Below are 25,368 nucleotides of genomic sequence, written 5' to 3'. Positions count from 1 at the left end.
CGCCTGCGTCGCAGCGCGAGCCGTCGACGCAGTTTGTAATTTGTTATAACAAATATCGGGCCGAGGGGAGGAATATGTCAAGCGCTTCGGCGTCCGAGCCGCAAACCGGCGAAATCATGCCGGACTGGGTCCGTCCGATCGTCAAGGAGAGCCTGAGCGAGCGCGCCTATCGCGAGTTGCGCGTGGCCCTGATGCGCGGCCAGCTGCGCCCGGACACGCGCCTGCGTCTGCGCCCGATGTCGGCCCGGTTCGGTATCAGCGCGACCCCCATGCGCGAGGCCCTGCTCAGATTGGTCTCCGAGAAGGCTTTGGCCCTCGACGCGCGCGGCAGCGTCGTCGTGCCCAGGCTCGCCCTGGATCAGTTGCTGGAGATCCGCGCTATCCGCACGGATCTCGAGGGACGGGCGGCGGCCGCCGCGATCGCTTCACCCGCAGGGGAGATCGATGCGCTCGAGGCGATCCACGTGCAGATCTCCCAGTGTCATGCGAGCCGCGACTTCGCGCAGGCGGTGAACCTCAACACCGAGTTCCACTTGTCTCTGTGCAGGCTCGGGCGGATGCCGATCCTGTACGAGATCGTCGAGCTGCTGTGGGTGCGCTGCGGCCCGATCCTCTCGCACCTCTACGACGACGGTGTCCCCGATTGGGAGCCGCACCCCCATCGGCGCATCATCGACGCCCTGCGGCGCGGCGACTCGGATACGGCGCGCGACGCCGTCCGAGAGGACATCGAGCGCGGCGGCAGCGGGTTGTTCGCCCATGTTCGCCCCTCCCCCGCCGGGTGACCGGCGGAACGGGCGGCGCTCCGCGTCGACGACGCCCCCGATAGCGCGCCGGGATCCTCCGGCTCGTCGGCCGGCGCTTCCGGCAATCCCGCTGCCGCGAACTGCGAGGCCGATGGATCAAATTCGGCCGAGGATCGTCTGTCTGGCGGACTCATCGCGGACGAGGGGAGACGTGTGAGCGTCGGATTGATCGCCCTGCTGGACGACGTCGCCTTCATGGTCAGGACGGCGGCAGCCTCCCTCGACGATGTCGCGGGACAAGCCGCCAAGGCTGGAACGAAGGCGGCCGGCGTCGTCATCGACGATGCGGCGGTCACACCCCGCTACGTCGTCGGTTTCGCGGCGGAGCGCGAACTGCCCATCGTCGGCCGGATCGCCCTGGGATCGCTCCGCAACAAGCTCCTGTTCCTGCTCCCGGGCGCCCTCGCCCTCAGCGCCTTCGCGCCCTGGGCGATAACGCCGCTGCTGATGCTGGGCGGCGCGTATCTCTGCTTCGAGGGCGCCGAGAAGGTCTACGAGGCCCTCGTCCCGCACGGCGCTCACGACGACGGGGCGGCTGGCCAGGACGGCGCCGGGAGCGATCAGGCTCGGGAGGACCGCCGGGTCGCCAGTGCCATCAAGACCGACTTCATCCTCTCCGCAGAGATCATGGCCATCACCCTCGCGGCGTTGCCGGAGGGCGATTTCTGGATGCGCGCGGCCGTGCTGGCGATCGTCGCCGTGGGCATCACCGCGGGCGTCTACGGCGTGGTCGCGCTGATCGTGAAGGCGGACGACGCGGGCTTGGCCCTGGCGCGCAGCACCGCGAAGCCGCCGTTCGGAAGCCTCGTCCGCGGCCTCGGACGCGGCGTTGTCAAAGGCATGCCGCTCCTGCTCACGCTCCTGGCCGTCATCGGTACGGCCGCGATGGTCTGGGTCGGCGGCGGCATCCTGATGCACGGCCTGGAAGCCTACGGCCTGTCGGCGCCGGCGCATGCCGCCCACGCGGCCGCGGTGGCTGCGGCGTCACGCCTGCCCTTCGCCGAGGGCTTGGTCACGTGGCTGGTCACGGCTTTGGCATCGGGGCTGATCGGGCTGGCGGTCGGCGGTCTGTTGATCCCGCTGACGCGCTTCGTCCTGGTACCGGCGTGGCACTTCCTGTCGGGCTCGTGGCGGCGCCGGCCCTGACGTCGACCGGCCGGCCGTCCCGCAGGCCGCGTCGCCCAGGCTTCATCGCTCAGGGCTCATCGCGCAGTTCGGCCGGCGGCCCGTCACCGAGCGCTGGCGCCTCAGCCCGGGCACGACCACCGCGCCGTCCGCTTCGGAGCCCGCGTCCGGCCGTTCGGGACGGCCGCGACGGACGTGCAGCACTCGCTCGGAGGATGCGCGTCGTTCCCGGGCAGAGCGTGACCTCAGGCGGGCGACCCCACGATCAGTCCCGTGAGCGTTCCGCAGAACGCTTCGGCGGCGGCAGGCAACGTCCGCCCCGCCTTCTTGATCAGGCAAACCGAACGCACGAACTGCGGATCGTCGATCAGGCGTGACCGAAGCTCGGGCTCAGCATGGATCTCGCGTGCCGAGCCCGGGAGGATCGTCAGGCCGAGGCCGGCCCGAACCATACCGACCGCCGTCATCATGTAGGTCGCCTCGCACGCGATCGTCGGCAGGCGCCCCGCGCCGACGAAGGCTAGGTCGACCACCGCCCGGACACTCGTGGCGGGGTCCATCAAGATGAGCGGGTATTCGGCGAGAACGTCGACCGTAACCTTCGGCAGCGCGCCGATCGGATGGCCGCGGGGATAGATCACGTGCAGGACATCGCTCGTCCGATACAGAACGCTGAGCTCCGGATCGCCAACGTCGCCGCCGACGATGCCCAGATCGACGTCCTCGTTTCGCACGAGGTCGAGCACCCGCTGCGCGATCGCGTCCTTGATGAGGAAGGTCACGCGCGGATGTTCGCTGCGGAACTGCGCGATCGCCTCGGCCAGCGCGCTCGCCGCGAAGGACGGCAGGGTGGCGACCCGGACGACGCCGTGGCGCCGGGCCGCGAGATCGCGGGTATCGATCACCACCGCGTCGAGGTCGCGCAGAACCCGCTGGAACACCGGCAGCAACTCGCGGCCCAGACGCGTCGGCGCGACGGTTCGGCTGGTACGGTCGAGGAGCCGGGCCGCGAGGGTCTCTTCCAGGCGCTGGATCTGTACCGTGAGCGCCGGCTGCGACAGGTTCAGCAGGGCGGCCGCGCGGGTGAAGCTGCCGGCCTGAACGACCGACACGAAGGCGCGTACGTGGCGGAGGTTCAGATCCATAACCTTTAACTATCGCTGCGATCCAACCTTTTCAATTGCGTAATGCAGTATCTTGCCGTTTCTTCCGGCGCAAAGGCGCTCGGCAAGAGCGCCGCATTCCACCGGGAGGATTGCATGCTGGCCCTGCTCGGCCTGTGCACGATCGTGCTGCTGCTCGCCGTCATCCTCACCAAGCGCATGTCCCCGCTCGTGGCGCTGATCGTCATCCCGGTCGCGGCCGCGCTGGTGGGCGGCTTCGGCCTCGACACCGGCAAGTTCGTCCTCACCGGACTGCAAAACCTCGCCGGTGTCGTCGGCATGTTCGTGTTCGCGATTTTGTTCTTCGGCATCGTCAGCGATGCCGGGATGCTCGATCCGATCATCGACCGCATCCTCGCGACGGTGGGCACGCGCCCAACCCGCATCGTGCCCGGCACCACCCTGCTGGCGCTTCTGATCCATCTCGACGGCTCGGGCGCCGTGACCTTCCTGATCACGATCCCCGCGATGCTGCCCCTCTACGATCGCGTCGGCATCGACCGGCGCATCCTGGCCTGCGCGGCCTCGATGGCGGCGGGCGTGAACTTCCTGCCCTGGACCGGGCCGATGATCCGCGCCTCCGCGGCTCTCAAGCTGCCGATCCCCGAGATCTTCTCGCCGCTGGTGCCGGTGCAGCTCGTCGGCCTCGCCTTCATCTTCGCGGTCTCCTACTGGCTGGGGCTTCGCGAGGAGCGCCGTCTCGCGCTCGCGCCGCGCCTCGCCGCCGCCGGGGCCGCCCCGGCGCCGGTTGCCGCCCGCACCTTGAGCGACGCGGAGCGGGCCCTGCGCCGGCCGCGCCGGTTCTGGATCAACATCGTCCTCACGGCCGCCGTCCTCGGAACGATGGTGTTCATGGCCGAGAAGGTGCCGCCGGCCCTGATGTTCATGCTCGGCACGGCACTGGCGCTGATCATCAACTACCCGCAGGTCGACGCCCAGAGGCAGCGCATCGACGCCCACGCCAAGGCCGCGATCCTGATGGCGTCGATCCTCCTGGCGGCCGGCGTGTTCACCGGGATCATGCAGGGCACCGGCATGCTCAAGGCGATGGCCCAGACCGCCGTGACCTTCGTGCCGCCGGAGATGGGGCGCCACATCCCCTTCGCGCTCGGCCTCGTATCCATGCCGCTGTCGATGCTGTTCGACCCGGATTCGTTCTATTTCGGCGTCCTGCCCGTGGTGTCCGAGGTCGCCCAGCAGCTCGGCGTGCCGCCCGTGCAGGTCGCCCAGGGAGCCCTGCTCGGCCAGATGACGACGGGATTTCCCGTCAGCCCGCTGACGCCGGCGACCTTCCTGGTTTGCGGCCTGACCGGGATCGACCTCGCGGACCACCAGAAGTTCACCTTCCCGTTCCTGCTCGCGGCCTCGGTGGTGATGACCCTCGCCTGCGTCGCCCTCGGCGTCTTTCCCCTCTGACCGCGGAGATCGATCCATGAGAACCGTCAGCCTGGGGGCCGGCGCGGGCTATGCCGGCGACCGTATCGAGCCCGCCATCGAACTCGCCGAGAGGGGTACGATCGACTACCTCGTCTTCGAGTGCCTCGCCGAGCGCACCATCGCCTTGGCGCAGCAGGCGAAGCTTCGGGATCCCGAGGGCGGCTACGACCCGCTTCTCGAGGCGCGCATGCGGGCGGTGCTCGCACCGTGCCGACGGCGCGGCATCCGCATCGTTACCAACATGGGCGCGGCCAACCCGGTCGCCGCAGCGCAGAGGACACGGGCGCTGGCGCGGGAGCTGGGTCTCACGGGGTTGCGGATCGCCGCGGTCACCGGCGACGACCTCCTCGACGCGGTTCGGGCCGGGGACTTCACGTTGGAGGAGAGCGGCGCGCCGGTGACCAGCCTCGGCAACCGCATCGTCTCAGCCAACGCCTATCTCGGCGCCGCTCCGATCGTCGCCGCGCTCGCGGAGGGGGCCGACGTCGTCATCACCGGCCGCGTCGGCGATCCGGCCCTGTTCCTCGCGCCCTTGATCCACGCGTTCGGCTGGCCGATGGACGATTGGGAGCGGCTCGGCCGCGGCACCCTCGCGGGCCACCTGCTCGAATGCGCCGGCCAGATCACCGGCGGCTATTTCGCCGATCCGGGCTGCAAGGACGTTCCGGGTCTCGCCCGCCTCGGCTTCCCGATCGGCATCGTGGCTGAGGACGGTACGGTCGAGATCACGAAGGTCGCGGGTTCGGGCGGCCACGTCAGCCTCGCCACCTGCAAGGAGCAGATGCTCTACGAGGTGCATGACCCGGCCCGCTATCTTCAGCCGGACGTCGTCGGCGACTTCTCCGAGGTCGAAATGGAGCAAGTCGGTCCGGATCGCGTGCGGGCGACCGGGGCGACGGGCTCGGCGGCGACCGGCCTCCTGAAGGTCTCGGTCGGGTACGTGGACTCCTACATCGGCGAGGGGCAGATCTCTTACGCCGGACCCGGCGCTCTCGCCCGCGGTCGCCTCGCCCTGGAGGTGGTGCGCGAGCGCCTGGCGCTCACCGCCGTGGCGACGAGCGAGTTGCGCTGCGACCTGATCGGCGTCGATGCGCTGCATGGGGAGGCGCTGTCGCGCGGGCCGGAACCCTACGAGGTCAGGCTCCGCGTGGCCGGTCGGACCGAGACCCTCGCCGAGGCGGTGCGGATCGGCAACGAGGTCGAGACGCTCTACACCAACGGGCCGGCCGGCGGCGGCGGCGCCTGGAAATCGGCCCGCGAGGTCGTGGCCGTGCAATCGGTCCTCGTTCCGGCCGCGCTCGCCCGGCCGCGTGTGCAGTTCGTCGAGGCCTGAGGGCCGGGGGATCCAAGGATGAAGCTGCGTGCGCTCGCCCATACCCGCACGGGGGACAAGGGCAACACATCGAACATCGCGCTGATCGCCTACGACCGCGCGGATTACGACCACCTCGCGGCGCATGTGACGCCCGAGCGGGTGAGGGAGCACTTCCGCGGGATCGTCACCGGCGAGGTCATCCGCTACGCGCTGCCCAAGATCGGGGCGCTGAACTTCGTGATGACGGGCGCCCTCGGCGGGGGCGTGACCCGCTCGCTGGCGCTCGACGCGCACGGCAAGGGGCTCGGCTCGGCCCTGCTCGACCTGGATGTTCCGGACCGGACCCCGTCGGACTTCGCGCAGACCGGCCATTCGTCGGCGTGAATCTCCCACCATCGTGGTCGCCGCTCCCTTAGAAGGCGGGGATCGATGTACCGATCACTGCCGGGGCCATCCAGCCGGACGCCGCGTCAGGCCGCTTCGCGGTTGAGCCGAACGACGAGCTGATCAGCAAATTTCGCCGCGGCGACGGAGAGTGATCGCCCGCGGAATTGCGCGAGAACCAGCGTCATCGGCGTCAGGTCGCGGATGTCGATCGGCCGGCTGTGCAGCCTCTGATCCTGGGGGATGCCACTCGGGATCTGGAGGCTGACAACATCCTCGCGCAGCGTGAGATTGCGCAGAAATTCGAGCGATCCCGACTCGACGGCCGGCCGAAGCTCGACGCCGCGACGGGCGAGCGCCTGCTCGATGTGATGGCGGATGGCCAGCGAGTGGTCGGGTAGTGCGAGGGCGTGGGCGAGGCATTCGCGCAGCCGTACCGGCCCCGTCTCTGACGCCAGCGCATGTCCCTTGCGCATCAGAGCGCAGAGGATCTGGTGTCCGGAAAAGAGCGGATGGAGTTCCGCCGAGGGCGGCGGCTGCAGGATCAGGGCGAGATCCGCCTCGAACGCCGCCAAGGCGGTCACAGCCTGCGCGTGGTCGCGGACCTGTACCGTGAAGCCGACCTGGGGAAAGCGGGCGCGGTAAGCCTCGACCTCCGCGGGCACCACCTGCGTGACGAAGGCTTGGCTGCAGGCGAGCGACACGTGACCCCGGCGCACGCCCGACAGGTCGGCGATCTGCGACCGGACCCGCTCGAGATCCGCCGCCTGGTCGCGGATGTGCCTGGCGAAGAGCTCGCCGGCTGCGTTGAGCCGCATCCCCTGGGGCAGGCGTTCGAAGATTGGCGTGCCGAGCTCGTATTCGAGGTCCTGGATCTGCCGCGTCAGAGCCGACGGGGTCAGGTTCAGCCGTTCCGCCGCCCGTCGGATCGAACCGGCCCGGGCGATCTCGGACACGTAGGTGACGGTGCGCAGGTGCTTCACACCGACATCCTGCCGTGCTGTTGCGCTGAAGGCAACGGAACGGTCAGGAAATAGCACTTCCTCGCAACAGCCCTCCCGCTTAGCGTCGCGGATATCGGGACTCTGCAGGAGCCGTTCGATGATCCGCCGCCGTACTCTTCTGGCCGGCCTGGGAGCCGGCCTCGCCCTCGGACCCTTGTCCCGCGCCCGCGCGCAGGGCACCCCCGTCACGATCCGGATGGGATCGCTCAAGCTGATCCACTCGATCGCGCCGAGCTTCTACGAGCGCTTCACCCCCGCGGGCGTGCGGGTCGAGGTCGTGCCCTTCGAGAGCCCGACCGAGTGCAAGAACGCCGTCGTCACCAAGTCGGTCGATTTCGGCACCTTCGGCATCGCCGCGGCGACGCTGGGCGCCGCCGCCGGGGAGCCGGTCGTGGTGATCGCCTCGACCTGCAACCGCGGCATGGCGGTGATCGCCAAGAAGGATTCCGAGATCCACGCCATCAAGGATCTGCGGGGCAAGCGGGTCGCGATCTGGCCCGGCAGCACGCAGGAGGTTTTCGTCCTGGAGCGCATGCGCATGGAGGGTCTCTCCGTGAAGGACATCACGCCCGTGCGGATCTCCTTCTCGGAGATGCACATCGCGCTGGCTCGCGGCGACGTCGACGCCTATGTCGGCGCCGAGCCCGGCCCGGGCGTGAGCCTCGCCTCCGGCATCGGCCAGCTCGTCGAGTACCCCTACGGCACCGAGATGGGCGCGCTGAACATGGTGTTCGGCGCCCATCGCGACACGCTGACCGAGCGGTCCGACCTCGTGCGGACCATGCTGGAGATCCACCGGAAGGCCACGGATTTCGCAGCCGGCGATCGCGACGCGGTGATCGCCATGGCGGTCGCCAAGCTCGGGCAGAAGCGCGAGGCGCTGGAACTCTCCGCCCCGAACGTCGAGCTGACCTGGCGGCTGGGACCCGACGAGGTCCGGCAGGCCGGCGCCTACGCCCAGCACATGCTCGCGCTGAAGCAGATCAAGCGCCTGCCGGAGCCCGGCTTCATCGACACCCGTTTCGTCGACGCGATGGGACGGGCGTGAGCACCGGGATCGAGGCCGGCGCCCTGCCGGTGACGGCGACGCCGGCCACCGGCTACCGGGCCGACCGGACCCGGCCCGGGCTCGCCCATCTGCGTCGGCTGGCTCTGGCCTGCGTCGTGCCGGCCGCGCTCGCCGCGGTCTGGCAGTTCACCACCGCGGGCCGGCCCTACAGCCTGATCCCGCCGCCCGCGGAGGTCTGGGCCGAACTGCAGGACCTCGCGGTCGGCGGCGTCAACGACGACGCGTTCAGCGGCACCCTGTGGACCCATCTCGCGGCCTCTCTCGGGCGCGTCTACGGCGGCTTCGCCCTGGCGGCCGCCGCCGCCCTGCCGCTCGGACTGCTGATCGGCCGCGTCCCGGTGATCCGCGCGCTCTTCGATCCCGTGCTGCAGGTCCTGCGACCTGTCCCGGTCACCGCGTGGCTGCCGCTGGCGATGATCCTGTTCGGCCTTGGGCCGCGCTCAGCCTTCTTCCTGGTGTTTCTCGGGGCGTTCTACCCGATCCTGGTCAACACCGTGTTCGGAGTCCGCTCGGTGGAGCCGCGCCTGTTCGAGGCGGCCGCGATGCTGGGCTGCACCGGCCCGGCGCAGTTCGTCCGCGTGGTGCTGCCGGCGGCCCTGCCGTCGATCTTCACCGGCCTGCGGCTGGGCCTGGGCTTCGCCTGGGTGGTGATCGTGGTCGGCGAGATGACCGGCGTCCAGACCGGCCTCGGCGCGATCATCATGGAAGCACGCCAGCTCTCGCGCACCGAGATCGTGATCTGCGGCATGGCGGTGATCGGGGTCGCGGGGTTCGTCTCGGACTGGCTGGTCATGCAGCTCGGCCGCCGCCTGCTCGCCTGGAGCCCCAACCATGGGTGAGACCGATGGCTGATCCCACGATCCCGATCCTCGACATGCGCGCGGTCTCGAAGACCTACGCGGCGGGCGGGCGCCGGACCGAGGCCCTGCGCGAGGCCGACCTCACGGTCTCCCGCGGCGAGTTCGTCTGCCTGCTCGGCGCTTCGGGCTGCGGGAAGTCGACGCTGCTGCGGGTCGCCGCCGGCTTCGAGGCGCCGAGTTCCGGCGAGGCCCTGATGTGGGGCAAGCCCATCGCCGGGCCGGGGCCGAGTCGCGGCATGGTCTTCCAAGATTACGGCCTGTTCCCGTGGCTGACCGTGCGCGACAACATCGGCTTCGGTCCGAAGGCGCGCGGGCGGCCCGCCGCCGAGGTGCGCGAGGTCGCCGAGCGCTACATCGCCCTGGTCGGTCTCCAGGCCTTCGCCGACGCCTACCCGCACCAGCTCTCTGGCGGGATGAAGCAGCGGGTCGCCATCGCCCGCGTGCTCGCCAACGAGGCCGAGGTGGTGCTGATGGACGAGCCCTTCGGGGCGCTCGACGCGATGACCCGCGAGCGCCTGCAGGACGAGCTGCTCGACCTCTGGTCGCGCACAAGCCTGACGATCCTGTTCGTCACCCACGCCATCGAGGAGGCGATCTTCTTGGCCGACCGCATCGTGATGATGTCGCCGGGGCCCGGGCGGATCGAGGCGGTGCACGACGTGGACCTGAAGCGGCGGCGCGACGTGTCGAGCCCGGCCTTCAACGACCTGCGCCGGATGCTGGCGGCCCAGCTCCACAGCCACCACGCCCCGCGGGCTGCCGCCTGATGGACAGCGCCTTCGACGATCCCCGCCGGCCCGAGAACCGCCTGGCCTACCACGCCGCCATCGACCGGCCGCGCCTGACCCTGCCCGGCGGCAAGCACGTCGCCGTCTGGCCCGTGGTCAATGTCGAGCACTGGCTGATCGACCACCCGATGCCCCGCCAGATCCTGGTGCCGCCGACCGCCGCGAGCCTGCTGCCGGACATCCCGAACTGGGCCTGGCACGAGTACGGCATGCGGGTCGGCTTCTGGCGGTTCCTCGAGGCGTTCACGAGCCGCGGCATCCGCCCGACCCTGTCGATCAACGGCTCGGTCTGCACGGCCTACCCCCGGATCGCCGAGGCCGCCCATGCGGCGGGCTGGGAGTTCATGGCCCACGGCTTCCACCAAGTCCCGACCCACCGGGTCACGGACCAGCCCGGGATGATCGCCCGCACGGTCGCGACGATCACCGAGGCCACGGGGCATCCGCCGCGCGGCTGGCTCGGTCCGGGCCTGACCGAGACCCTCGACACGCCTGATCACCTCCACGAGGCCGGCATCGAGTATGTCGGCGACTTCGTGGTCGACGACCGTCCCTGCCGGGTGGCGACGCGCACCGGGTCCCTCGTCGCGCTGCCTTACTCGGTCGAGCTGAACGACATCCCGCTCCTCGCCATCCAGCACCACAGGGCCGACGAGTTCGTGGACCGGGCGCTCGCCAACCTCGATCGCCTCGCCGCGGAGGCCGCGGGTTCCGGCCCCCTCGCCGGTGCCAAGGTGATGGGCTTCGCGATCCATCCGTACATCACCGGCGTCCCGCACCGGATCGGCCTGCTGGAGCGGCTGCTCGATGCCCTCCTGGGGCGTCGCGACGTGGCCTTCATGCAGGGGGCTGAGATCCTCGACTGGTATCGCGCCACCGGCGACCAGAGCTGACCTTCGAGCGGGCCTGAGACGAGGAGCTGCCGTGCCCCCCTTCCCGACGATACCGCTCCTGCACGCGGCCTACGCGGCGGGCCTCGACCCGCGCGCCGTCGTGGCCGAGGCCTACCGGCGGCTCGCCGCGGTGGACGATCCCGGCATCTTCCTCGCTCTCGTGCCGGAGGCCGAGGCCCAGGCGGACGCGGCCGCGCTGCCGCGCTTCGATCCCCAAGCCATGCCGCTCTGGGGCGTGCCCTTCGCGGTCAAGGACAACATCGACGTGGCCGGCCTGCCGACCACGGCCGCTTGCCCGGACTTCGCCTACACACCGGAAGAGACCGCGACCGCGGTGACGCGCCTGCGCGCGGCCGGGGCGATCCTGATCGGCAAGACCAACCTCGACCAGTTCGCCACCGGGCTCGTCGGCCTGCGCACGCCCTACCCGGCTCCGCGCAACGCCATCGATCCACGCTACGTGCCGGGAGGCTCCAGCAGCGGCTCGGCGGTCGCAGTCGCCCATGGGATCGTCGCCTTCGCCCTGGGGACCGACACGGCGGGTTCGGGGCGGGTACCGGCGGCGCTCAACAACGTCGTGGGTCTGAAGCCGTCGCTCGGATCGGTCTCCAGTCGCGGCATGCTGCCGGCCTGCCGCACCCTCGACACGCTCTCGGTCTTCGCCGGCACGGTCGCCGACGCCGACGCAGCCTTCCGCGTGATGCTCGGTCCGGACGGGGCCGATCCCTGGTCGCGGGGACTGCCCGTAGCCGCAACGCCCGCCGGTCTTCCCCCCGGCCTGCGATTGGGCGTGCCGGATGCCGCCGGTCTCCGGTTCGAAGGCGACGCGCTCTCGGAAGCGGCGTTCGCGGCGACCCGGGCCGATCTCGAAGTGCTGGCGGGCGCGGCGGCGGCGATCGATTTCGCGCCGATGTTCGCCGTCGCGGCGCTACTCTACGACGGGCCCTGGGTCGCCGAGCGCTACGCGGCGATCCGCCCGGTCTTGGAGACGCGCCCCGGGATCCTGCATCCGACCACGCGGGCGGTGATCGGAGCAGCCGATCGCTTCAGCGCCGCGGACGCCTTCGTGGGCCTCTACAGCTTGGCGGAGCTGCGGCGCTCCGCGGATGCGGTCTGGGACCGTGTCGACGTGCTCGCCGTGCCGACCTACCCGCGTCCGCAGACCCGCGCCGCGCTGGAGGCCGATCCCATCGGGCCGAACAGCGAGCTCGGCACCTACACCAACTTCGTCAACCTGCTCGACTGGTGCGCCCTCGCGGTCCCGGGGCGTCCCCGCACCGACGGCCTTCCCGCAGGAATCACCCTTCTCGCCCCCCGCGGGTCCGACGGGCTGCTGGCGGCGCTGGGGGCGCGGCTGCATGCTGCGGCCGGCGGCCGGATCGGCACCGGCACGATGCCCGTGCCGGGGGTCGAGCCCGGCCCGGCCCGGGCCCTGCCGGGGGAGATCGAGTTGGCGGTCGTCGGCGCGCATCTGTCGGGTCTGCCCCTGAACCGCGAACTGGCCGAGCGCGGCGCGCGGTACCTGCGGACGGTGACGACCCGGCCGGACTATCGCCTCTACGCGCTCCCGGGCGAGCCGCCCCAGCGCCCGGGGCTGCTCCGGGTCGCCAGCGGCGGCGGTGCCATCGAGACGGAGGTGTGGGCGCTGCCGCCCGCCGCCTTCGGCACCTTCGTGGCCGGCATCCCGGCACCGCTCGGCATCGGCACTCTGCGGCTCGCCGACGGGACAGCGCCGAAGGGCTTCCTGGTCGAGGCGGCCGGCGTCGCGGGCGCGGTCGACATCACGCAGTTCGGTGGCTGGCGCGGCTACATGGCCGGTCGTGCCGCGGCCTAGCGGGCCCGTCGCTCGCGAGGGCCTTCTGCACCTGAGGGACCGGCTACGCGGATCGCCTAGCCGGCCCCGAGATCCCGTCCGCCCGGCACACCGCGTCCTCGATGCGCTCGGCGACGTGCGGCCCCTCAGGCGCAAGCACGGACCGGCCGCTTCGCTCCGAGAGCGACACAGGCGCGCCTTGCCGTTCGTTGAGCTCGGCGCCGCGGTGGCCTATGCAGTGGCGCCATGGAACTCCAAGCTCCCGCCAAACACGTCTTGGCCGCCCTCGCCACCAAGGCGCTGCCCCCCGGAAAGGCGGCGCCGTTCCTGCCGATGAGCCGCGCCGAGATGGCGGCGCTCGGATGGGACGCCTGCGACATCGTGCTGGTGACGGGCGACGCCTACGTGGATCATCCCAGCTTCGGCATGGCCATCATCGGCCGGCTGCTCGAGGCCCAGGGGTTCCGGGTCGGCATCATCGCGCAGCCCGACTGGCAATCCGCGGAGCCGTTCAAGGCGTTGGGCAGGCCGACGCTGTTCTTCGGCGTCACCGGCGGCAATCTCGATTCGATGGTGAACCGCTACACGGCGGACCGTCGCCTCCGTCATGACGACGCCTACACGGCGGGCGGAGAAGGCGGCCGGCGCCCGGACCGCTCGACCATCGTCTACACGCAGCGCTGCCGCGAGGCCTACAAGGACGTGCCAATCATCCTGGGCGGCATCGAGGCCTCGCTCCGCCGCATCGCCCACTATGATTACTGGTCCGACAAGGTGCGCCGCTCAATCCTGGCGGACGCGAAGGCCGATCTGCTCATCTACGGCAATGCCGAGCGCGCCGTCGTCGAGGTGGCGAACCGTCTCGCGGCCGGCGAGGCGCCGCACGAACTCCACTCCGTCCGGGGCGTCGCCCTGTTCCGCCGCGTGCCCGAGCATTACACGGAGCTGCCCGCCGACGATCTCGATTCGACCGACGAGGCCGCCGCCCGTCGCCCCGGCGAGACCGTGATCCGGCTCCCCGCCTACGAGCAGGTCAAGGACGACAAGGAGGCCTATGCGCGCGCCTCGCGGGTGCTCCACCGGGAGGCCAACCCCGGCAACGCACGCCCCCTCGTCCAGCGCCACGGCGACCGCGACCTGTGGCTGAACCCGCCGCCAATCCCGCTCTCCAGCGAGGAGATGGATGCGGTCTACGATCTGCCCTACGCCCGCGCCCCCCATCCCTCCTACGGCGACGCGAAGATCCCCGCGTGGGACATGATCAAGTTCTCGGTGACCATCATGCGCGGCTGCTTCGGCGGCTGCACCTTCTGCTCCATCACCGAGCACGAGGGCCGCGTCATCCAGAACCGCTCGGAAGGCTCGATCCTGCGCGAGATCGAGAAGATCCGCGACAAGACGCCGGGCTTCACGGGCGTGATCTCGGATGTCGGCGGGCCGACGGCGAACATGTACCGGATGGCCTGCAAGGACCCGAAGATCGAGGCCGCGTGCCGGCTTCCGTCCTGCGTCTTCCCGGACATCTGCCCGAACCTGAACACCTCGCACGACGACCTGATCCGGCTCTATCGCAAGGTCCGGGAGGTGAAGGGCGTCAAGAAGGTGATGGTCGCCTCCGGCGTGCGCTACGACCTCGCGGTCCGGAGCCCCGAATACGTCAAGGAGCTCGTGACCCATCACGTCGGTGGCCGTCTCAAGATCGCGCCCGAGCACACCGAGCGCGGCCCCCTCGACCTGATGATGAAGCCGGGGATCGGCACGTACGACCGCTTCAAGGAGATGTTCGACGCCGCCGCCAAGCAGGCCGGCAAGAAGTACTACCTGATCCCGTATTTCATCGCGGCGCATCCGGGCACGAACGACGAGGACATGATGAACCTCGCGCTCTGGCTCAAGAAGAACGACTATCGCGCCGATCAGGTCCAGACGTTCCTGCCCTCGCCCATGGCGACCGCCACGACCATGTACCACACCGAGATCAATCCGTTGCAGGGCGTGCGGCGCGGCGGTAGCGAGCCGGTCGACGCCATCAAGGGGATGCGGCAGCGCCGGCTGCACAAGGCGTTCCTGCGCTACCACGATCCCGAGAACTGGCCCCTGTTGCGCGAAGCGCTGCGGGCGATGGGCCGCGCGGATCTCATCGGGCCGAGGCCGGACCAGCTCATCCCGCTCTCACAGCCGCCGGGCGTGGGCTCCGGCGCGGGCAAGGCGGGAGGCCAGCCGCGACCCATGCGCCATCCGGGCGCGCCGCGTTTCACCACGAAGGGCGTGCCCCTGCGGAAGTGACGGTCTCGCGCGCGAGCCGAACTTGCGTTCCGACGCGTTTCCCCGCGCGGTTCAGACGCGCGGCGGCTGGTCGTCGCCCGCAGGGTCTGGTCCAATTCGAAGACCGACGGACGCGCTCGGGCCGATCCACTCCGGCCATCGACGGCGCTCCTCCCCGCGACCGCACATCGCCCGAGGCTGAACCGTCAGGTCACCCTGGGTCGGATCCGACCGGGTCGTGCATCGACGACCTAACGGAGCGGTGTGGCCCGTCTCCAATGCCGGACGAATGCCGGATCGCCACTCTGGGCGGCTGAGGACCGTCTGGTGGAAGCGCAGGCGCGGCTACAGAAGCCCCATAGCCAGCTTCCGAAACCTGCCCCGGATTCCGACAAGCCTCGCATTGGCAGACGGTCCGCATGGTCATACAGTCATACACATGACCGGGACCGCCATGCCCAAGACAGACTCGCCCAAGACAGACTCGCCCCAGACCGCCCTGCCCCAGACCGACCTGCGCCTGCCGCTCTACCAGCGCCTCCGCGACGAGATCGCCTACAGAATCGCGCGCAACGTCTGGCGCTCCGGCGAGCCGATCCCGACCGAGGCCGAATTGGCGGCCTCGCACGGAGTCGCCATCGGCACGGTGCGGAAGGCGATCGATGCCCTCGTCGCGGATGGTCTGGTGGAACGACAGCAGGGTCGTGGCACCTTCGTCCGGCGTCCGCGCTTCGACCGGTCCCTGTTCCGCTTCTTCCGACATCTTGATGCAGAGGGTGCGCAAGCTGTCCCGGAGGGTCGTATCCGGGCTCGGAAAGCCTGTCGGGCGTCCGAGGCCGTCCGTACCGCGCTGGGTCTCGAGACCGGCGCCCAGGCGATCTGCCTGCTGCGGACCCGGCTCGTCGAGGGCCGCCCGATCCTGTCGGAAGAGATCTGGCTGCCGGCCCTGCGGTTCGCCCCCTTGCTGAATGCGCCGCTGCCGGAGATCGGCGACCTGCTCTACCCCGCCTACGAGCGCCTCTGCGGAGAGATCGTCGCCCGTGCGGAGGAAACCTTGACGGTGGGCTCCGCGAACGAGGCCGACGGCGAGAACCTCGGCCTCGCGCAGGGCGCCCCCGTGGTGCTCATCGAGCGCCTCGCCTTCGGCTTCGACAGCCGCCCGATCGAGTGGCGCCTGACCCGCGGCGCGGCCGCGGGCTTCCGATATCACGTCGACATCCGCTGACACCGGCAGGCCCCTTGACGGTCCACCGGTTCCAAGTTCATATATTCATATAAATGACTAGTCCTCTTAAGGGGACGGAGGAACGCCCGTGTTTGGCTGGTACCGTGAAATCGGTCCGGCGGAACGTCGCACCTTCTGGGCCTGTCTGGGCGGGTGGTCGCTCGACGCTTTCGACGTGCAGATGTTCGGCCTCGCGATCCCGGCCCTGATCGCGACCTTCGGGCTGAGCCGCTCGGATGCCGGATTGATCGGCGCCGTCACCCTGCTGGCGGCGGCGCTCGGCGGGTGGATCGGCGGCGCGCTGTCGGATCGGATCGGCCGTGTCCGCGCTCTAAAGATCACGGTGCTCTGGTTCGCCGTCTCGACCTTCCTGGCGGCCTTCGCACAGAGCTTCGCCCAGCTTCTGAGCCTGAAGCTGCTTCAGGGGCTCGGTTTCGGCGCCGAGTGGGCGGCCGGCGCCGTGCTGATGGCCGAGGCTATCCGGCCCCGGCATCGCGGCAAGGCTCTGGGTGCCGTCCAGGGTGGCTGGGCGATCGGCTGGGGCGCGGCCGTGCTTCTCTCGACCGCTGCGTTCTCGGCCTTCGAGCAGGGGACGGCTTGGCGCCTCCTGTTCGCGTGCGGTCTCGCGCCCGCGCTCCTCATCCTCTACGTCCGCCGCTCCGTTCCCGAACCCGCTCGTCGACACGCTGCAGCCGAGCCTCAGGCGCCGGCCACTCCGCTCGCGATCTTCGCGCCGGGCATGCGCCGGGTCACGATCATCGGGGCGCTGCTGGGTCTTGGCGCGCATGGCGGCTTCCACGCCCTGTTCACGTGGCTTCCCACCTACCTGAGCGCCGAGCGCGGCACCTCCGTGCTCGGCACCGGCCTCTATCTCGGGATCATCATCGCGGCGTTCGGTCTGGGCTGCCTCGTCGCCGGCAGCTTGGTCGACAGGCTCGGCCGACGGACGACCGTGGCGATGTTTGCCATCGGCTGCATGATCCTGGTGGCGCTCTACCTGCTAGTCCCCGTCGACGGCACCGTCCTGCTCCTGCTCGGTGCGCCCCTCGGCTTCTGTGCGGCCGGGATCCCGGCGAGCCTCGCGGCGCTGTTCAGCGAACTCTTCCCGGCCGGCCTGCGGGGGACGGGGATGGGCTTCTGCTACAATGCCGGACGCTTCGCCTCGGCGGTGCTTCCCCTCGGTGTCGGCCTGCTCAGCGAGATCCTCGGCCTCGGCCCGGCGATCGGCGTGTCCGCCCTGGCCGCCTACGGGCTCGTACTCCTTGCTGTCACCCTTCTGCCGGACGCGCGAGCCGACGATGCGCGCCCCGCACATCGTGAGTTGACCCGATGAATCGGCGCACCTTCTGCCGCGACATGCTCGCGGGCGGTCTCGCACTGACCCTGGCCCGGCCGAGCGGCGCGGCCTCTGGCACGTCGGGCACGCCGGGCGCGTCGGGCATTGTGGCGGTGGACACCCACGCCCACGTCTTCACCCGCTCCCTCGCCCTGGCGGGTGAGCGGCGCTACGCCCCCGAGTACGACGCCAGCATTGCCGACTACCTCGCGATGCTGGACCGCAACGGCCTGTCGAACGGCGTGCTGATCCAGCCGAGCTTCCTCGGCACCGACAACAGCTACATGGTCTCGGCCCTGCGCCAGGAGCCGAAGCGGCTGCGCGGCATCGCCGTCCTCGCGCCGGAGGCCGAGGCCGCGACCATGCGCGACTTGGCCGAGGCGGGGATCGTGGGTCTGCGCCTGAACCTGATCGGCCGGCCCGACCCCGCCTTCGGCACCCCGGCCTGGAAGACCCATCTGGCACGGGCGAAGGAACTCGGCTGGCAGATCGAAGTCCAGGCCGAGGCGCGGCGTCTCGGCGGCCTCCTGCCGCCGCTCGTCGAGGCGGGTGTGCCGGTGGTCGTGGATCATTTCGGCCGCATCGACTCCGCCCTCGGCGTCGCCGATCCCGGCTTCGGCCGACTGCTCGGCTTTGGGGCCGGCGGGGGCGTCTGGGTGAAGCTGTCCGGGGCGTATCGCAACGGCAGCGGCGAAGCGGGGCAGCAGACGGCTCGGGAGGCGGCCGCGCGCCTGCGCGAGGCCTTCGGTCCGCAGCGGCTTCTCTGGGGCAGCGACTGGCCCCACACGCAGTTCGAGACGAAGGCCAGCCCCGCTGAGGCGCGACGCGACCTCGATGCCTGGGTGCCGGATGCGGCCGATCGCCGGATCATCCTCGCCGACACGCCGACGCAACTCTTTCGCTTCGACCGGTAGGGCCGCCACGGGCTCAGACCATCCGTCATCAGAGGAGGGACACGACCATGGCAGAGACGACCACGCCGCTCGCGGCACCCGCGGACGCCTTCGAGGCCCGGACGATGCGCAAGGTGGGCCTGCGCCTGATCCCGTTCCTCGTGCTCTGCTATTTCATCGCTTACGTCGACCGGGTGAACGTCGGCTTCGCGGCGCTGACCATGAACCGCGATCTCGGCCTCTCCACCGCGGCCTTCGGCCTGGGCGGGGGCCTGTTCTTCGTCGCCTACGTGCTGTTCGAGGTACCGAGCAACCTAGCCATGGAACGCGTGGGCGCGCGGATCTGGATCGCCCGGATCATGATCACCTGGGGCCTCGTGGGGATCGGCTCGGCCTTCGTCACCGGGCCGGTGAGCTTCGCGGTCGCCCGCTTCCTGCTCGGTGCCGCCGAGGCCGGCTTCTTCCCCGGCGTCATCCTCTACCTGACCTACTGGTTCCCGAAGGCCTACCGGGCGCGCATCGTGGCGATGTTCATGGTGGCGATCCCGCTCTCCAGCTTCTTCGGCTCGCCGCTCTCGGCCGCCCTGCTTACCCTCGATGGCGCGGCGTCCCTGCGGGGCTGGCAGTGGCTTCTGATCTTGGAGGCCGTGCCGGCGATCCTCCTGGGCTTCGCGGCCCTCGCACTCCTGCCGAGCCGGCCCGCGGGGGCGACGTTCCTCAGCCAGGAGGAGCGGGCTTGGCTGACCAACCGGCTGGACGCCGAGCGCCGGTCGGCGGAGGCTGCGGCTCCTCACCACGCGCACGGCCTCGCGGCGGTCTGGGCCGTGCTCGCCAATCGGCAGGTCTGGCTGCTGGCCGTGATCTACGCGGGCAGTTCGGCGACCAGCAACACGCTGTCGCTGTGGATGCCGCAGATCCTCAAGGGGTTCGGGCTCAGCAACCTGGAGACCGGTTTGCTCAACATGATCCCGTTCGGCATCGCCTCGGCGTTCATGATCTTCTGGGGCCTGCGCGCCGACCGCAGCGGCGAGCGCATCTGGAGCACGGCCTTGCCGCTGGCCTTGACCTCGGTCAGCTTCGCCCTGACGCTCCTGACGGGGTCGCTCTGGGCCACGCTGGTGCTGCTGTCGCTGGTCCTGCTCGGCAATTACGCCATCAAGGGACCGTTCTTCGCCCTGGCCACCGAGACGCTGCCACCGGCTCAGACGGCGGCCGGCATCGCCGCCATCAACACGCTGGCGCATCTCGGGACCGGCGCGATCACCTCGCTGATCGGCCTGCTCCGGGAGCAGACCGGGAGCTTCCCCGTCGCCCTGCTTCCGTTGTGCGTCCTCACCGGCGTCGGATGCGCCCTGGTCTTCTGGATCGGTCGCAACCAGTTGCCGGAGCAGAAGGTTCACGCCGCCGCGCCGATCGCCCGGGCTTGAGCGGAAACCCCTCGTCCCATGCCGCGCCCGCGCTGCCATGGGACGTCCGCGGATCGCCGTTCTCCCAGATCCGGTGGGTGGCGATCTTCGATCCGTTCGCGTCGGCCGCTCGAGCCCGCCTCCCGGCTTCGGCTCGCCGCAAGTCCCGGTCGTTCGCGGCCTCCGTCGCCCGCCCCGCAAAGCGGATTTCGCGCAGGACACGCCGTGGCGCGGGCGGGCGTCTGCCCGCCGGCACACGTCGGCGGGCCATCGCCGCCAGCGGGACGCCCACCGGCGCGTATCCTCCACCCGAATCCGGACCAGCCCGACGTACAGCAGGCTCGTCTGTCGCCGCCCCGTGCTAGAGGAAGCGGACGGCGCGCTGGTCATCCAGCGTCGAACGTCCCCGAACGTTCCCCCATGGAGAAGCGCAGTGGCCCATCCGGACCTCGGCACGAAGCGGATCTGCCCGACGACGGGCAGGAAATTCTACGACCTCAACAAGTCCCCCGTGATCTCCCCCTATTCGGGCGAGATCGTCCCGATCTCCCCGTCGACGTCCTTCGCCAGGGCGGCGCCCCCCGTGGCGGCGCGCAAAACGGCCCCGACCGACGACGAAGAGGAGACGGACGGCCCGGAACTCGTTTCGCTGGATGAGGTCGAGGCCGAGGAAGCCGGTAAGGAGGCCGACGGCGAGGCCGAGGGCGATGATGCCTTGGAGATCGAGGACGAGGGCGACGGGGGCGAGGATGACACCCTCGTGGTCGACGAGGACGACGAGGACAGCACCGACCTGATCGAGGTCAACGACGACGATGACGACCAGTAGCCGCGCTCGAGCGTATCGCTCCAGCGGCCGGGCGCCGATCCGGCCGCGGTCTCGGCCGCTGTCCGATCGGCTCGCCCATGGGCAGGGCCCGATCGGATGATGCCGCGCGGCCGATTCCGTGAGGGCGACGTCGAAAATCGCACCGCCCCCGATCGGGACGCCCGTGCCGATGGCCGGATCCCCGCGCGCGGCGTCGTGCGACATCCGCGACATGCCAGATCCGGCTTCGGCGGCCGCACCACCCTGACAGCGCGGAGGGGCACATCATCGAAGCAACTCATGGGCAAGGCTCTCGCCGGGTGACACCCCCGCAGAACATCGCCGCACTCGCGCAAGGCCGGGCCTGCGGTTCCTGTACGATCTGTTGTCGGGTCTTGGAGATCGCGGTCCTCGACAAGCCCGCGGGGATCCTGTGCCGCCACAACACCGGCACGGCGTGCGGGATCTACCCGGAGCGTCCGGAGGCGTGCGCCCGGTGGCACTGCCTGTGGCGCAAGATCGGAGCCCTGCCGGATGAACTCAGGCCGGATCGATCGGGCGTGATGTTCTCGCTGGAGACCCGGTCACCGACCGCTGAGGCTCCCGACGAGGCCTGCATCGTCGGTCGCGCGGTGGAGGGCGCTCAGGCCTTCGACAGCTGGGAGGTGGAGGAGGCGTTCGCGATGTTCGCTCGCGAGGGGTCGCTGCCGGTTTGGAAGGTCTCCGGCCGAGACGTCATCCTGGTGAGCCGGGGCGGAGGGAACCCTGCGCGGTGACAGCGTCGATGGGCGATGCCGTACAGGTCTTCAGGTCCACCCGCGCGAGCCGATACTCGACTTGGCTCGCGGGGATGTCGGGACGGAGGGTCCGCTGACCCGGTCGGGACGACGCGCGTTGGCCGCCGTCCCGACCGAGGAAGGCTCAGGCGTTCGTCAGATTGGCGGCGCTTTCCTTGCCGCTGCGCCGGTCAGCCTCGACCTCGTAGGAGATCTTCTGTCCCTCGATGAGGTTGCGCATTCCAGCGCGCTCGACCGCCGAGATGTGCACGAACACGTCCTTGCCGCCGTCGTCGGGCTGGATGAATCCGTAGCCCTTCGTCTCGTTGAACCACTTCACAGTACCGGTAGCCATGGCGATAACCCTAATCGTCGGCTCGCCGAGGTGGCGTGCCGTGAGCGTCGAACCGGCCGTACTGGCCGACCGTTCCATGCTTAGCACGGTCTGGCGGGAACCGGGCGCGCTGTCGCACGAACCGTGACGGAAGTTTCCGGGTTCGCTGCGGCTGCCCCATGCGGCGGGCTATCTTTGCGGCTCACGGAGGCGCAGGATGTCGGTATCGGCGAGAAAGTGCCGCAAGCTTCGGGCTCGCGGTCTCGACTGTAGCGGACAGGCGCGCGAATGGCAGATGTCGTGAGCTTCCCGGCCGGCCGCCGCTCCTCCTGCGCGCTGACACCCTACCGGGCCTACCGGTTCGCGCCGGATGGCAGCGTCAGGTCGACCATCCCGATCGAGGCCGCCACCGATGCGGACGCGGCCGAGCGTGCTTTTCACCTGAGCGACGGGGACCGCGTCGAACTCTGGTCGCGCGCGCGCTTCGTAGCCCACGTGGGACCGCTGGACGGCCCCGTGGCGACCTCGATCGCCCTCCTTGAAGACGAGCCGACGCGCGATCCGTCAGCGTGAGTTCTCGCGGGGGATCGGCAGCAGGACGCCGGGACGAGCGGCCGCATCCTCGGCGTGTAGGCGAGGTTGGCGCGTGTTCCAGTCGAGGTGCAGGCGCGCTGGCCTCCTGCGGCATGACTTCTCCTCGGGACGCGACCGACTGCCGGACGTCGTTGCCGGGATGACCCGGCTGCGCCGTTCAACCCAAGCCGGCCCCTATCGCGGACGTGAGTGACGGGCGCCGCTCGCGAAGGGATGGATGCCGGTGCATGAAGCGATGCGCGGCAGCCGAGCCACCATGCCTGCGGCGCGGGTCATCGAAACAACGGCAGCTCGAATCCGAGCAGACCGAGGCCGCAAACGAGCATCCCGCCGCTGAGACCTTCGAGCCGAGCTTGGTAAGCCGGCCATGGTGACGCGGAAGCCGCGATTGCTGCGCCGAGGGCGAGGGCGCCGAGACTGAGGCCGAACATCGATGGAAACCTGCTCACCAGCCGGGGCAGCCAAGTCGGCTACAGCTGTGGGAAAATCGTTTCCAGCATTCAATTTTTTGCGTGACGCGCCATCTCCCATTTGGGGCATTCTATTAGCTGTTATTTACACCTTCCGCGCCAACGGAATGAGCATATGGCGATCTGAGTCCGCTTTCGATGCTGCAACTGAAAAACAAAGAAAACGGAATATCCAATCCGGGCGACAGGCTCCGGCTGCGAGCAACGCGATGAATATTCTCGCTTGGAACGAGGCTGTCGATGCCGTCTACAGGGCGGCGGCCGAGCCTCTTCGCTGGCCGGAAGCCTTGCATCAAGTGGCCATCTTATTCGATGCCATGGGCGCCACTCTGCTTCATCGGCATGACGACGGCCGCATCGGCGTGATCGTCTCGCCCACTCTGTCGGCGTTGAATGAGGAGTATGGTCGTCGCTGGCAGCACCTCGATGTGCGCGCCAAGCGGGTTCTGAGCGCAATCGCGAGCGGGCGGCGGGATGTTCAGGCCGATCACACCGTCTGCACCGCGACAGAGGTGGCGACCCTGCCGATCTACCAAGACTTCCTGATTCCGAACGGCATCGGCTGGAGCGTGGGCGTGTCCGTCTCGCCGACGCCTGAAATCGCGGTCGCCCTGTCGCTGCTCCGAAGCCTCGGCAAGCCCACCTTCTCCGATGCCGAGCAGGAGCATGTTCTGGCGTTCAGCCGCCACATCGAGCGTGCGCTCAGCCTCTCCATCCGGCTGATGGATGCAGAGGCAGAGAACCTCTCGCTGGCCGGCGCACTCGACCGCCTCGATTGCGGTGTCTTCATCCTCGATGCGGACCAGCGCATCCTGACATCCAATGCCAGGGCCGGCGCTCTGCTGGGACGCGGCTTGATGGCTTTGGACGGGCGCCTGACCGCGCGCAGCGCCCAGACGCGGCGGGCGCTTCAGGACCGGCTTGTCGCGCGTTTCACGGGTCAGGAGCAAGGTCGGGCGCTGCCCGGGACCCTCGTCTTGGAGAACGGCGAGCACAGCCTCCTGCTGCAGATCATGCCGCTGCCCGTCGTGCCCGGGCCTTCATCCCTTCAGACGGCGAGCACGATCGTCCTCGTCGTGGAGACGGGACACGGCCGGCCGTTCGACCCCGCGGTGGTCCGTGACGTGTTCCAGTTGACGTTGGGGGAAGCGCGGTTGGCGGCGCTGATCGGCGCCGGCGTGTCTCCCGGGAAGGCAGCAGAGACCCTGGGCATCTCGGAGAACACGGTCCGCACCGTCCTGAAACGGGTGTTCGAGAAGATGGGCGTCTCCCGCCAGAACGAATTGGCAGCGCTCTTGGGCAAGCTGTTCATGCTGCGCCAAGGGTGAGTGCCCGAGGAGGCGCAGCGCGGCGAACAGAACGCGATCGGGGCCGCCACCGGCCCGCTGGTTGCGACGACGAAGACCGCAAGCTCTATCGACTGCTTCGTGTCCATCGGAACCTCCCTCGGTTCGTCGGTTGGAGCAGTCTAGCACAGGCCATCCGCATCTCTGCCGGGGACACCCGACGACTCAGTTGATCGCCCAAACCAGCGGCAGCGCGCCGGCGAGGAACAATGCGGAGGAGAGGAGCACGGCGAAGCGCTCGCGATGGCGGCAGACGAACGCGCGACGGTTGGCGAACATGACGGGTCCAGATCGGAGGAAGCGTGTCACGCTCGCTCCTGAACCTTGACCGATCGGGGGCACTCGGCACTGTCCACAGGCGGTCGCCGACACATGTCACCGCCGAGCCACATGCGGGTGGGTGGCGCTGAGCGCATCGTGGGACGACCGCCGCGCAGGAAGAGCGCCCGTGCGGCGGCCGTCATGCCCGCCATTGGCCGTTCCAGAGGCGCGGGCCCCCGGGGTCGCTGCGCCGAGGTCGAGCGGAGCCGCTACGGCCGCTTGGCCCGGTCTGCTTCTTCGGCCGTGACCGCTTCCACCGCCGCGATGACGTTCTCCAACTCGGCCACCTGACGCAGGGTGCTCCCGGCCGGCAATCCATCCTGCTCGGCCATTGCCAGGATGAGCGTGCGCTGATGCGCCTTGAGGCGTTCGAGGAGGGCGTCGAGCTTATTGGACATAGGCGGGCTGTAACCGGGCGAACTGCATTCGACAATCTGCGATGCTCAACCTGCGCTGATTGCTCCGCTACGCCGCCGCCTGCACGGCGGTAGCGGCCAGACCCTGTTCAAAGCGCGCGTCCGTCCGGGTCTTCCCGCCGTCGTTCGAGACCGCCACGGACAGGGGCGCTCACGCGACCGGCGGGACAGGTCCCGGATTCGGATCTCACCTTGGGCGGCCGTGCGCCGCCCATCAAAGCGGCGGAGCCGATCCCCCGCCGCTCCCCCTCTCGTCAATCCCGGCGCCTGGGCCGCGTGTCGCCCGCTGTCCTTACAGGCCCATCAGAACGCCGGCCGAGCCGGCGATCGTCATCGCGAGGCCGCCCACGAAGGCGCCGATCATCGCGTAGGAGAAACCCTTCAGGACCATGTCGAACACTCCTTATGAAGCGGCGGGCCCTCCGAGCGGCCCGATGAATTCGCCTGCCATGAAGATGCCGGATCCGCCGATTGCGTGCAGTGCGATGAGTCACGCTGCAGCGCGGAACCAACCTGGGACG

24 protein-coding genes are annotated in these 25,368 nt (G+C 69.8%); 19 read left to right on the top strand and 5 right to left on the bottom strand.

Translation table 11 applies throughout. The annotated features are described in order from the left end of the window. Positions 1-74: 74 nt before the first annotated feature. Positions 75-785 carry a GntR family transcriptional regulator gene (locus MKK82_RS15025; protein ID WP_373323350.1) on the top strand — a complete coding sequence of 237 codons (711 nt, stop codon included), beginning with the start codon at positions 75-77 and terminating at the stop codon, positions 783-785. Positions 786-959: 174 nt separating this feature from the next. After that, positions 960-1,952 carry a DUF808 domain-containing protein gene (locus tag MKK82_RS15020; RefSeq protein ID WP_238289917.1) on the top strand — a complete coding sequence of 331 codons (993 nt, stop codon included), beginning with the start codon at positions 960-962 and terminating at the stop codon, positions 1,950-1,952. Between the two features lie 224 nt (positions 1,953-2,176). Here the strand turns inward: MKK82_RS15020 and MKK82_RS15015 are convergent, their stop codons facing one another. Beyond that, a complete protein-coding gene (locus tag MKK82_RS15015) occupies positions 2,177-3,076 on the bottom strand; it encodes a LysR family transcriptional regulator (protein WP_238289915.1) in 900 nt (299 codons plus the stop codon). A gap of 114 nt (positions 3,077-3,190) precedes the next feature. Here MKK82_RS15015 and MKK82_RS15010 point away from each other — a divergent pair, with 114 nt between their 5' ends. Genes MKK82_RS15010 through MKK82_RS15000 form a run of 3 tightly spaced genes read left to right on the top strand, consistent with a single transcriptional unit; the run spans position 3,191 to position 6,230 of the window. Next, on the top strand, positions 3,191-4,510 hold the full coding sequence (locus tag MKK82_RS15010; RefSeq protein ID WP_238289913.1) for a CitMHS family transporter: 1,320 nt from the start codon (positions 3,191-3,193) through the stop codon (positions 4,508-4,510). A gap of 16 nt (positions 4,511-4,526) precedes the next feature. After that, a complete protein-coding gene (locus tag MKK82_RS15005; protein WP_238289912.1) occupies positions 4,527-5,864 on the top strand; it encodes an acyclic terpene utilization AtuA family protein in 1,338 nt (445 codons plus the stop codon). Positions 5,865-5,882: 18 nt separating this feature from the next. Then, complete coding sequence (locus tag MKK82_RS15000; protein WP_238289911.1) at positions 5,883-6,230, top strand: hypothetical protein; 348 nt, start codon at positions 5,883-5,885, stop codon at positions 6,228-6,230. 86 nt (positions 6,231-6,316) lie between these two features. On the opposite strand, the gene MKK82_RS14995 is transcribed toward MKK82_RS15000, so the two are convergent. After that, complete coding sequence (locus MKK82_RS14995; RefSeq protein ID WP_243986174.1) at positions 6,317-7,213, bottom strand: LysR family transcriptional regulator; 897 nt, start codon at positions 7,211-7,213, stop codon at positions 6,317-6,319. Between the two features lie 118 nt (positions 7,214-7,331). Between MKK82_RS14995 and MKK82_RS14990 the strand changes: the two genes are divergently transcribed. From MKK82_RS14990 to MKK82_RS14935, 12 genes are all read left to right on the top strand, one after another. Next, complete coding sequence (locus MKK82_RS14990) at positions 7,332-8,282, top strand: ABC transporter substrate-binding protein (protein WP_238289909.1); 951 nt, start codon at positions 7,332-7,334, stop codon at positions 8,280-8,282. Beyond that, entirely contained in the window at positions 8,279-9,142 is an 864-nt protein-coding gene (locus MKK82_RS14985; RefSeq protein WP_238289908.1) for an ABC transporter permease, read from the top strand. Before MKK82_RS14990 ends, MKK82_RS14985 begins: the two co-directional genes overlap by 4 nt. Positions 9,143-9,147: 5 nt before the next feature. After that, complete coding sequence (locus MKK82_RS14980) at positions 9,148-9,930, top strand: ABC transporter ATP-binding protein (RefSeq protein WP_238289907.1); 783 nt, start codon at positions 9,148-9,150, stop codon at positions 9,928-9,930. Next, positions 9,930-10,844 (top strand): polysaccharide deacetylase family protein, encoded by a 915-nt coding sequence (locus MKK82_RS14975; protein ID WP_238289906.1) that lies wholly within the window; start codon positions 9,930-9,932, stop codon positions 10,842-10,844. Before MKK82_RS14980 ends, MKK82_RS14975 begins: the two co-directional genes overlap by 1 nt. 31 nt (positions 10,845-10,875) lie before the next feature. Beyond that, positions 10,876-12,678 (top strand): allophanate hydrolase, encoded by a 1,803-nt coding sequence (gene atzF / locus MKK82_RS14970; RefSeq protein WP_238289904.1) that lies wholly within the window; start codon positions 10,876-10,878, stop codon positions 12,676-12,678. A gap of 312 nt (positions 12,679-12,990) precedes the next feature. After that, a complete protein-coding gene (locus MKK82_RS14965; RefSeq protein ID WP_373323349.1) occupies positions 12,991-14,943 on the top strand; it encodes a YgiQ family radical SAM protein in 1,953 nt (650 codons plus the stop codon). A 433-nt stretch (positions 14,944-15,376) separates the two neighbouring features. Further along, positions 15,377-16,147 carry a GntR family transcriptional regulator gene (locus tag MKK82_RS14960; RefSeq protein WP_238289902.1) on the top strand — a complete coding sequence of 257 codons (771 nt, stop codon included), beginning with the start codon at positions 15,377-15,379 and terminating at the stop codon, positions 16,145-16,147. Positions 16,148-16,235: 88 nt separating this feature from the next. After that, positions 16,236-17,480 (top strand): MFS transporter, encoded by a 1,245-nt coding sequence (locus MKK82_RS14955; protein WP_238289901.1) that lies wholly within the window; start codon positions 16,236-16,238, stop codon positions 17,478-17,480. Further along, a complete protein-coding gene (locus tag MKK82_RS14950; RefSeq protein WP_238289900.1) occupies positions 17,477-18,397 on the top strand; it encodes an amidohydrolase family protein in 921 nt (306 codons plus the stop codon). Before MKK82_RS14955 ends, MKK82_RS14950 begins: the two co-directional genes overlap by 4 nt. Positions 18,398-18,444: 47 nt before the next feature. Further along, a complete protein-coding gene (locus MKK82_RS14945) occupies positions 18,445-19,803 on the top strand; it encodes an MFS transporter (RefSeq protein ID WP_238289899.1) in 1,359 nt (452 codons plus the stop codon). 412 nt (positions 19,804-20,215) lie between these two features. Beyond that, positions 20,216-20,611 (top strand): TIGR02300 family protein, encoded by a 396-nt coding sequence (locus MKK82_RS14940; RefSeq protein WP_243986172.1) that lies wholly within the window; start codon positions 20,216-20,218, stop codon positions 20,609-20,611. Between the two features lie 374 nt (positions 20,612-20,985). Beyond that, positions 20,986-21,366, top strand: a complete 381-nt coding sequence (locus MKK82_RS14935; protein ID WP_238289897.1) for a hypothetical protein — start codon at positions 20,986-20,988, stop codon at positions 21,364-21,366. A 145-nt stretch (positions 21,367-21,511) separates the two neighbouring features. On the opposite strand, the gene MKK82_RS14930 is transcribed toward MKK82_RS14935, so the two are convergent. Beyond that, the gene (locus MKK82_RS14930) at positions 21,512-21,721 is read right to left on the bottom strand and encodes a cold-shock protein (protein ID WP_238289896.1); all 210 of its coding nucleotides are present in this window, start codon (positions 21,719-21,721) and stop codon (positions 21,512-21,514) included. A gap of 267 nt (positions 21,722-21,988) precedes the next feature. On the opposite strand from MKK82_RS14930, the gene MKK82_RS14925 reads away from it, so the two are divergent. Together MKK82_RS14925 and MKK82_RS14920 are read left to right on the top strand one after the other, a co-directional pair. After that, complete coding sequence (locus MKK82_RS14925) at positions 21,989-22,273, top strand: hypothetical protein (protein ID WP_238289894.1); 285 nt, start codon at positions 21,989-21,991, stop codon at positions 22,271-22,273. Between the two features lie 454 nt (positions 22,274-22,727). Then, positions 22,728-24,092 carry a helix-turn-helix transcriptional regulator gene (locus MKK82_RS14920; protein ID WP_243986170.1) on the top strand — a complete coding sequence of 455 codons (1,365 nt, stop codon included), beginning with the start codon at positions 22,728-22,730 and terminating at the stop codon, positions 24,090-24,092. A gap of 183 nt (positions 24,093-24,275) precedes the next feature. On the opposite strand, the gene MKK82_RS14915 is transcribed toward MKK82_RS14920, so the two are convergent. Beyond that, positions 24,276-24,419, bottom strand: a complete 144-nt coding sequence (locus tag MKK82_RS14915) for a hypothetical protein (protein ID WP_238289892.1) — start codon at positions 24,417-24,419, stop codon at positions 24,276-24,278. Positions 24,420-24,640: 221 nt separating this feature from the next. Further along, entirely contained in the window at positions 24,641-24,829 is a 189-nt protein-coding gene (locus MKK82_RS14910) for a hypothetical protein (protein ID WP_238289891.1), read from the bottom strand. Between the last annotated feature and the right edge of the window lie 539 nt (positions 24,830-25,368).

Origin of the sequence: Methylobacterium sp. E-046 (genome assembly GCF_022829625.1) — a bacterium.
Taxonomy (GTDB): domain Bacteria; phylum Pseudomonadota; class Alphaproteobacteria; order Rhizobiales; family Beijerinckiaceae; genus Methylobacterium; species Methylobacterium longum.
Note: the sequence above shows the minus strand (reverse complement) of the source record. Positions and strands in the feature narration are given on the sequence as shown.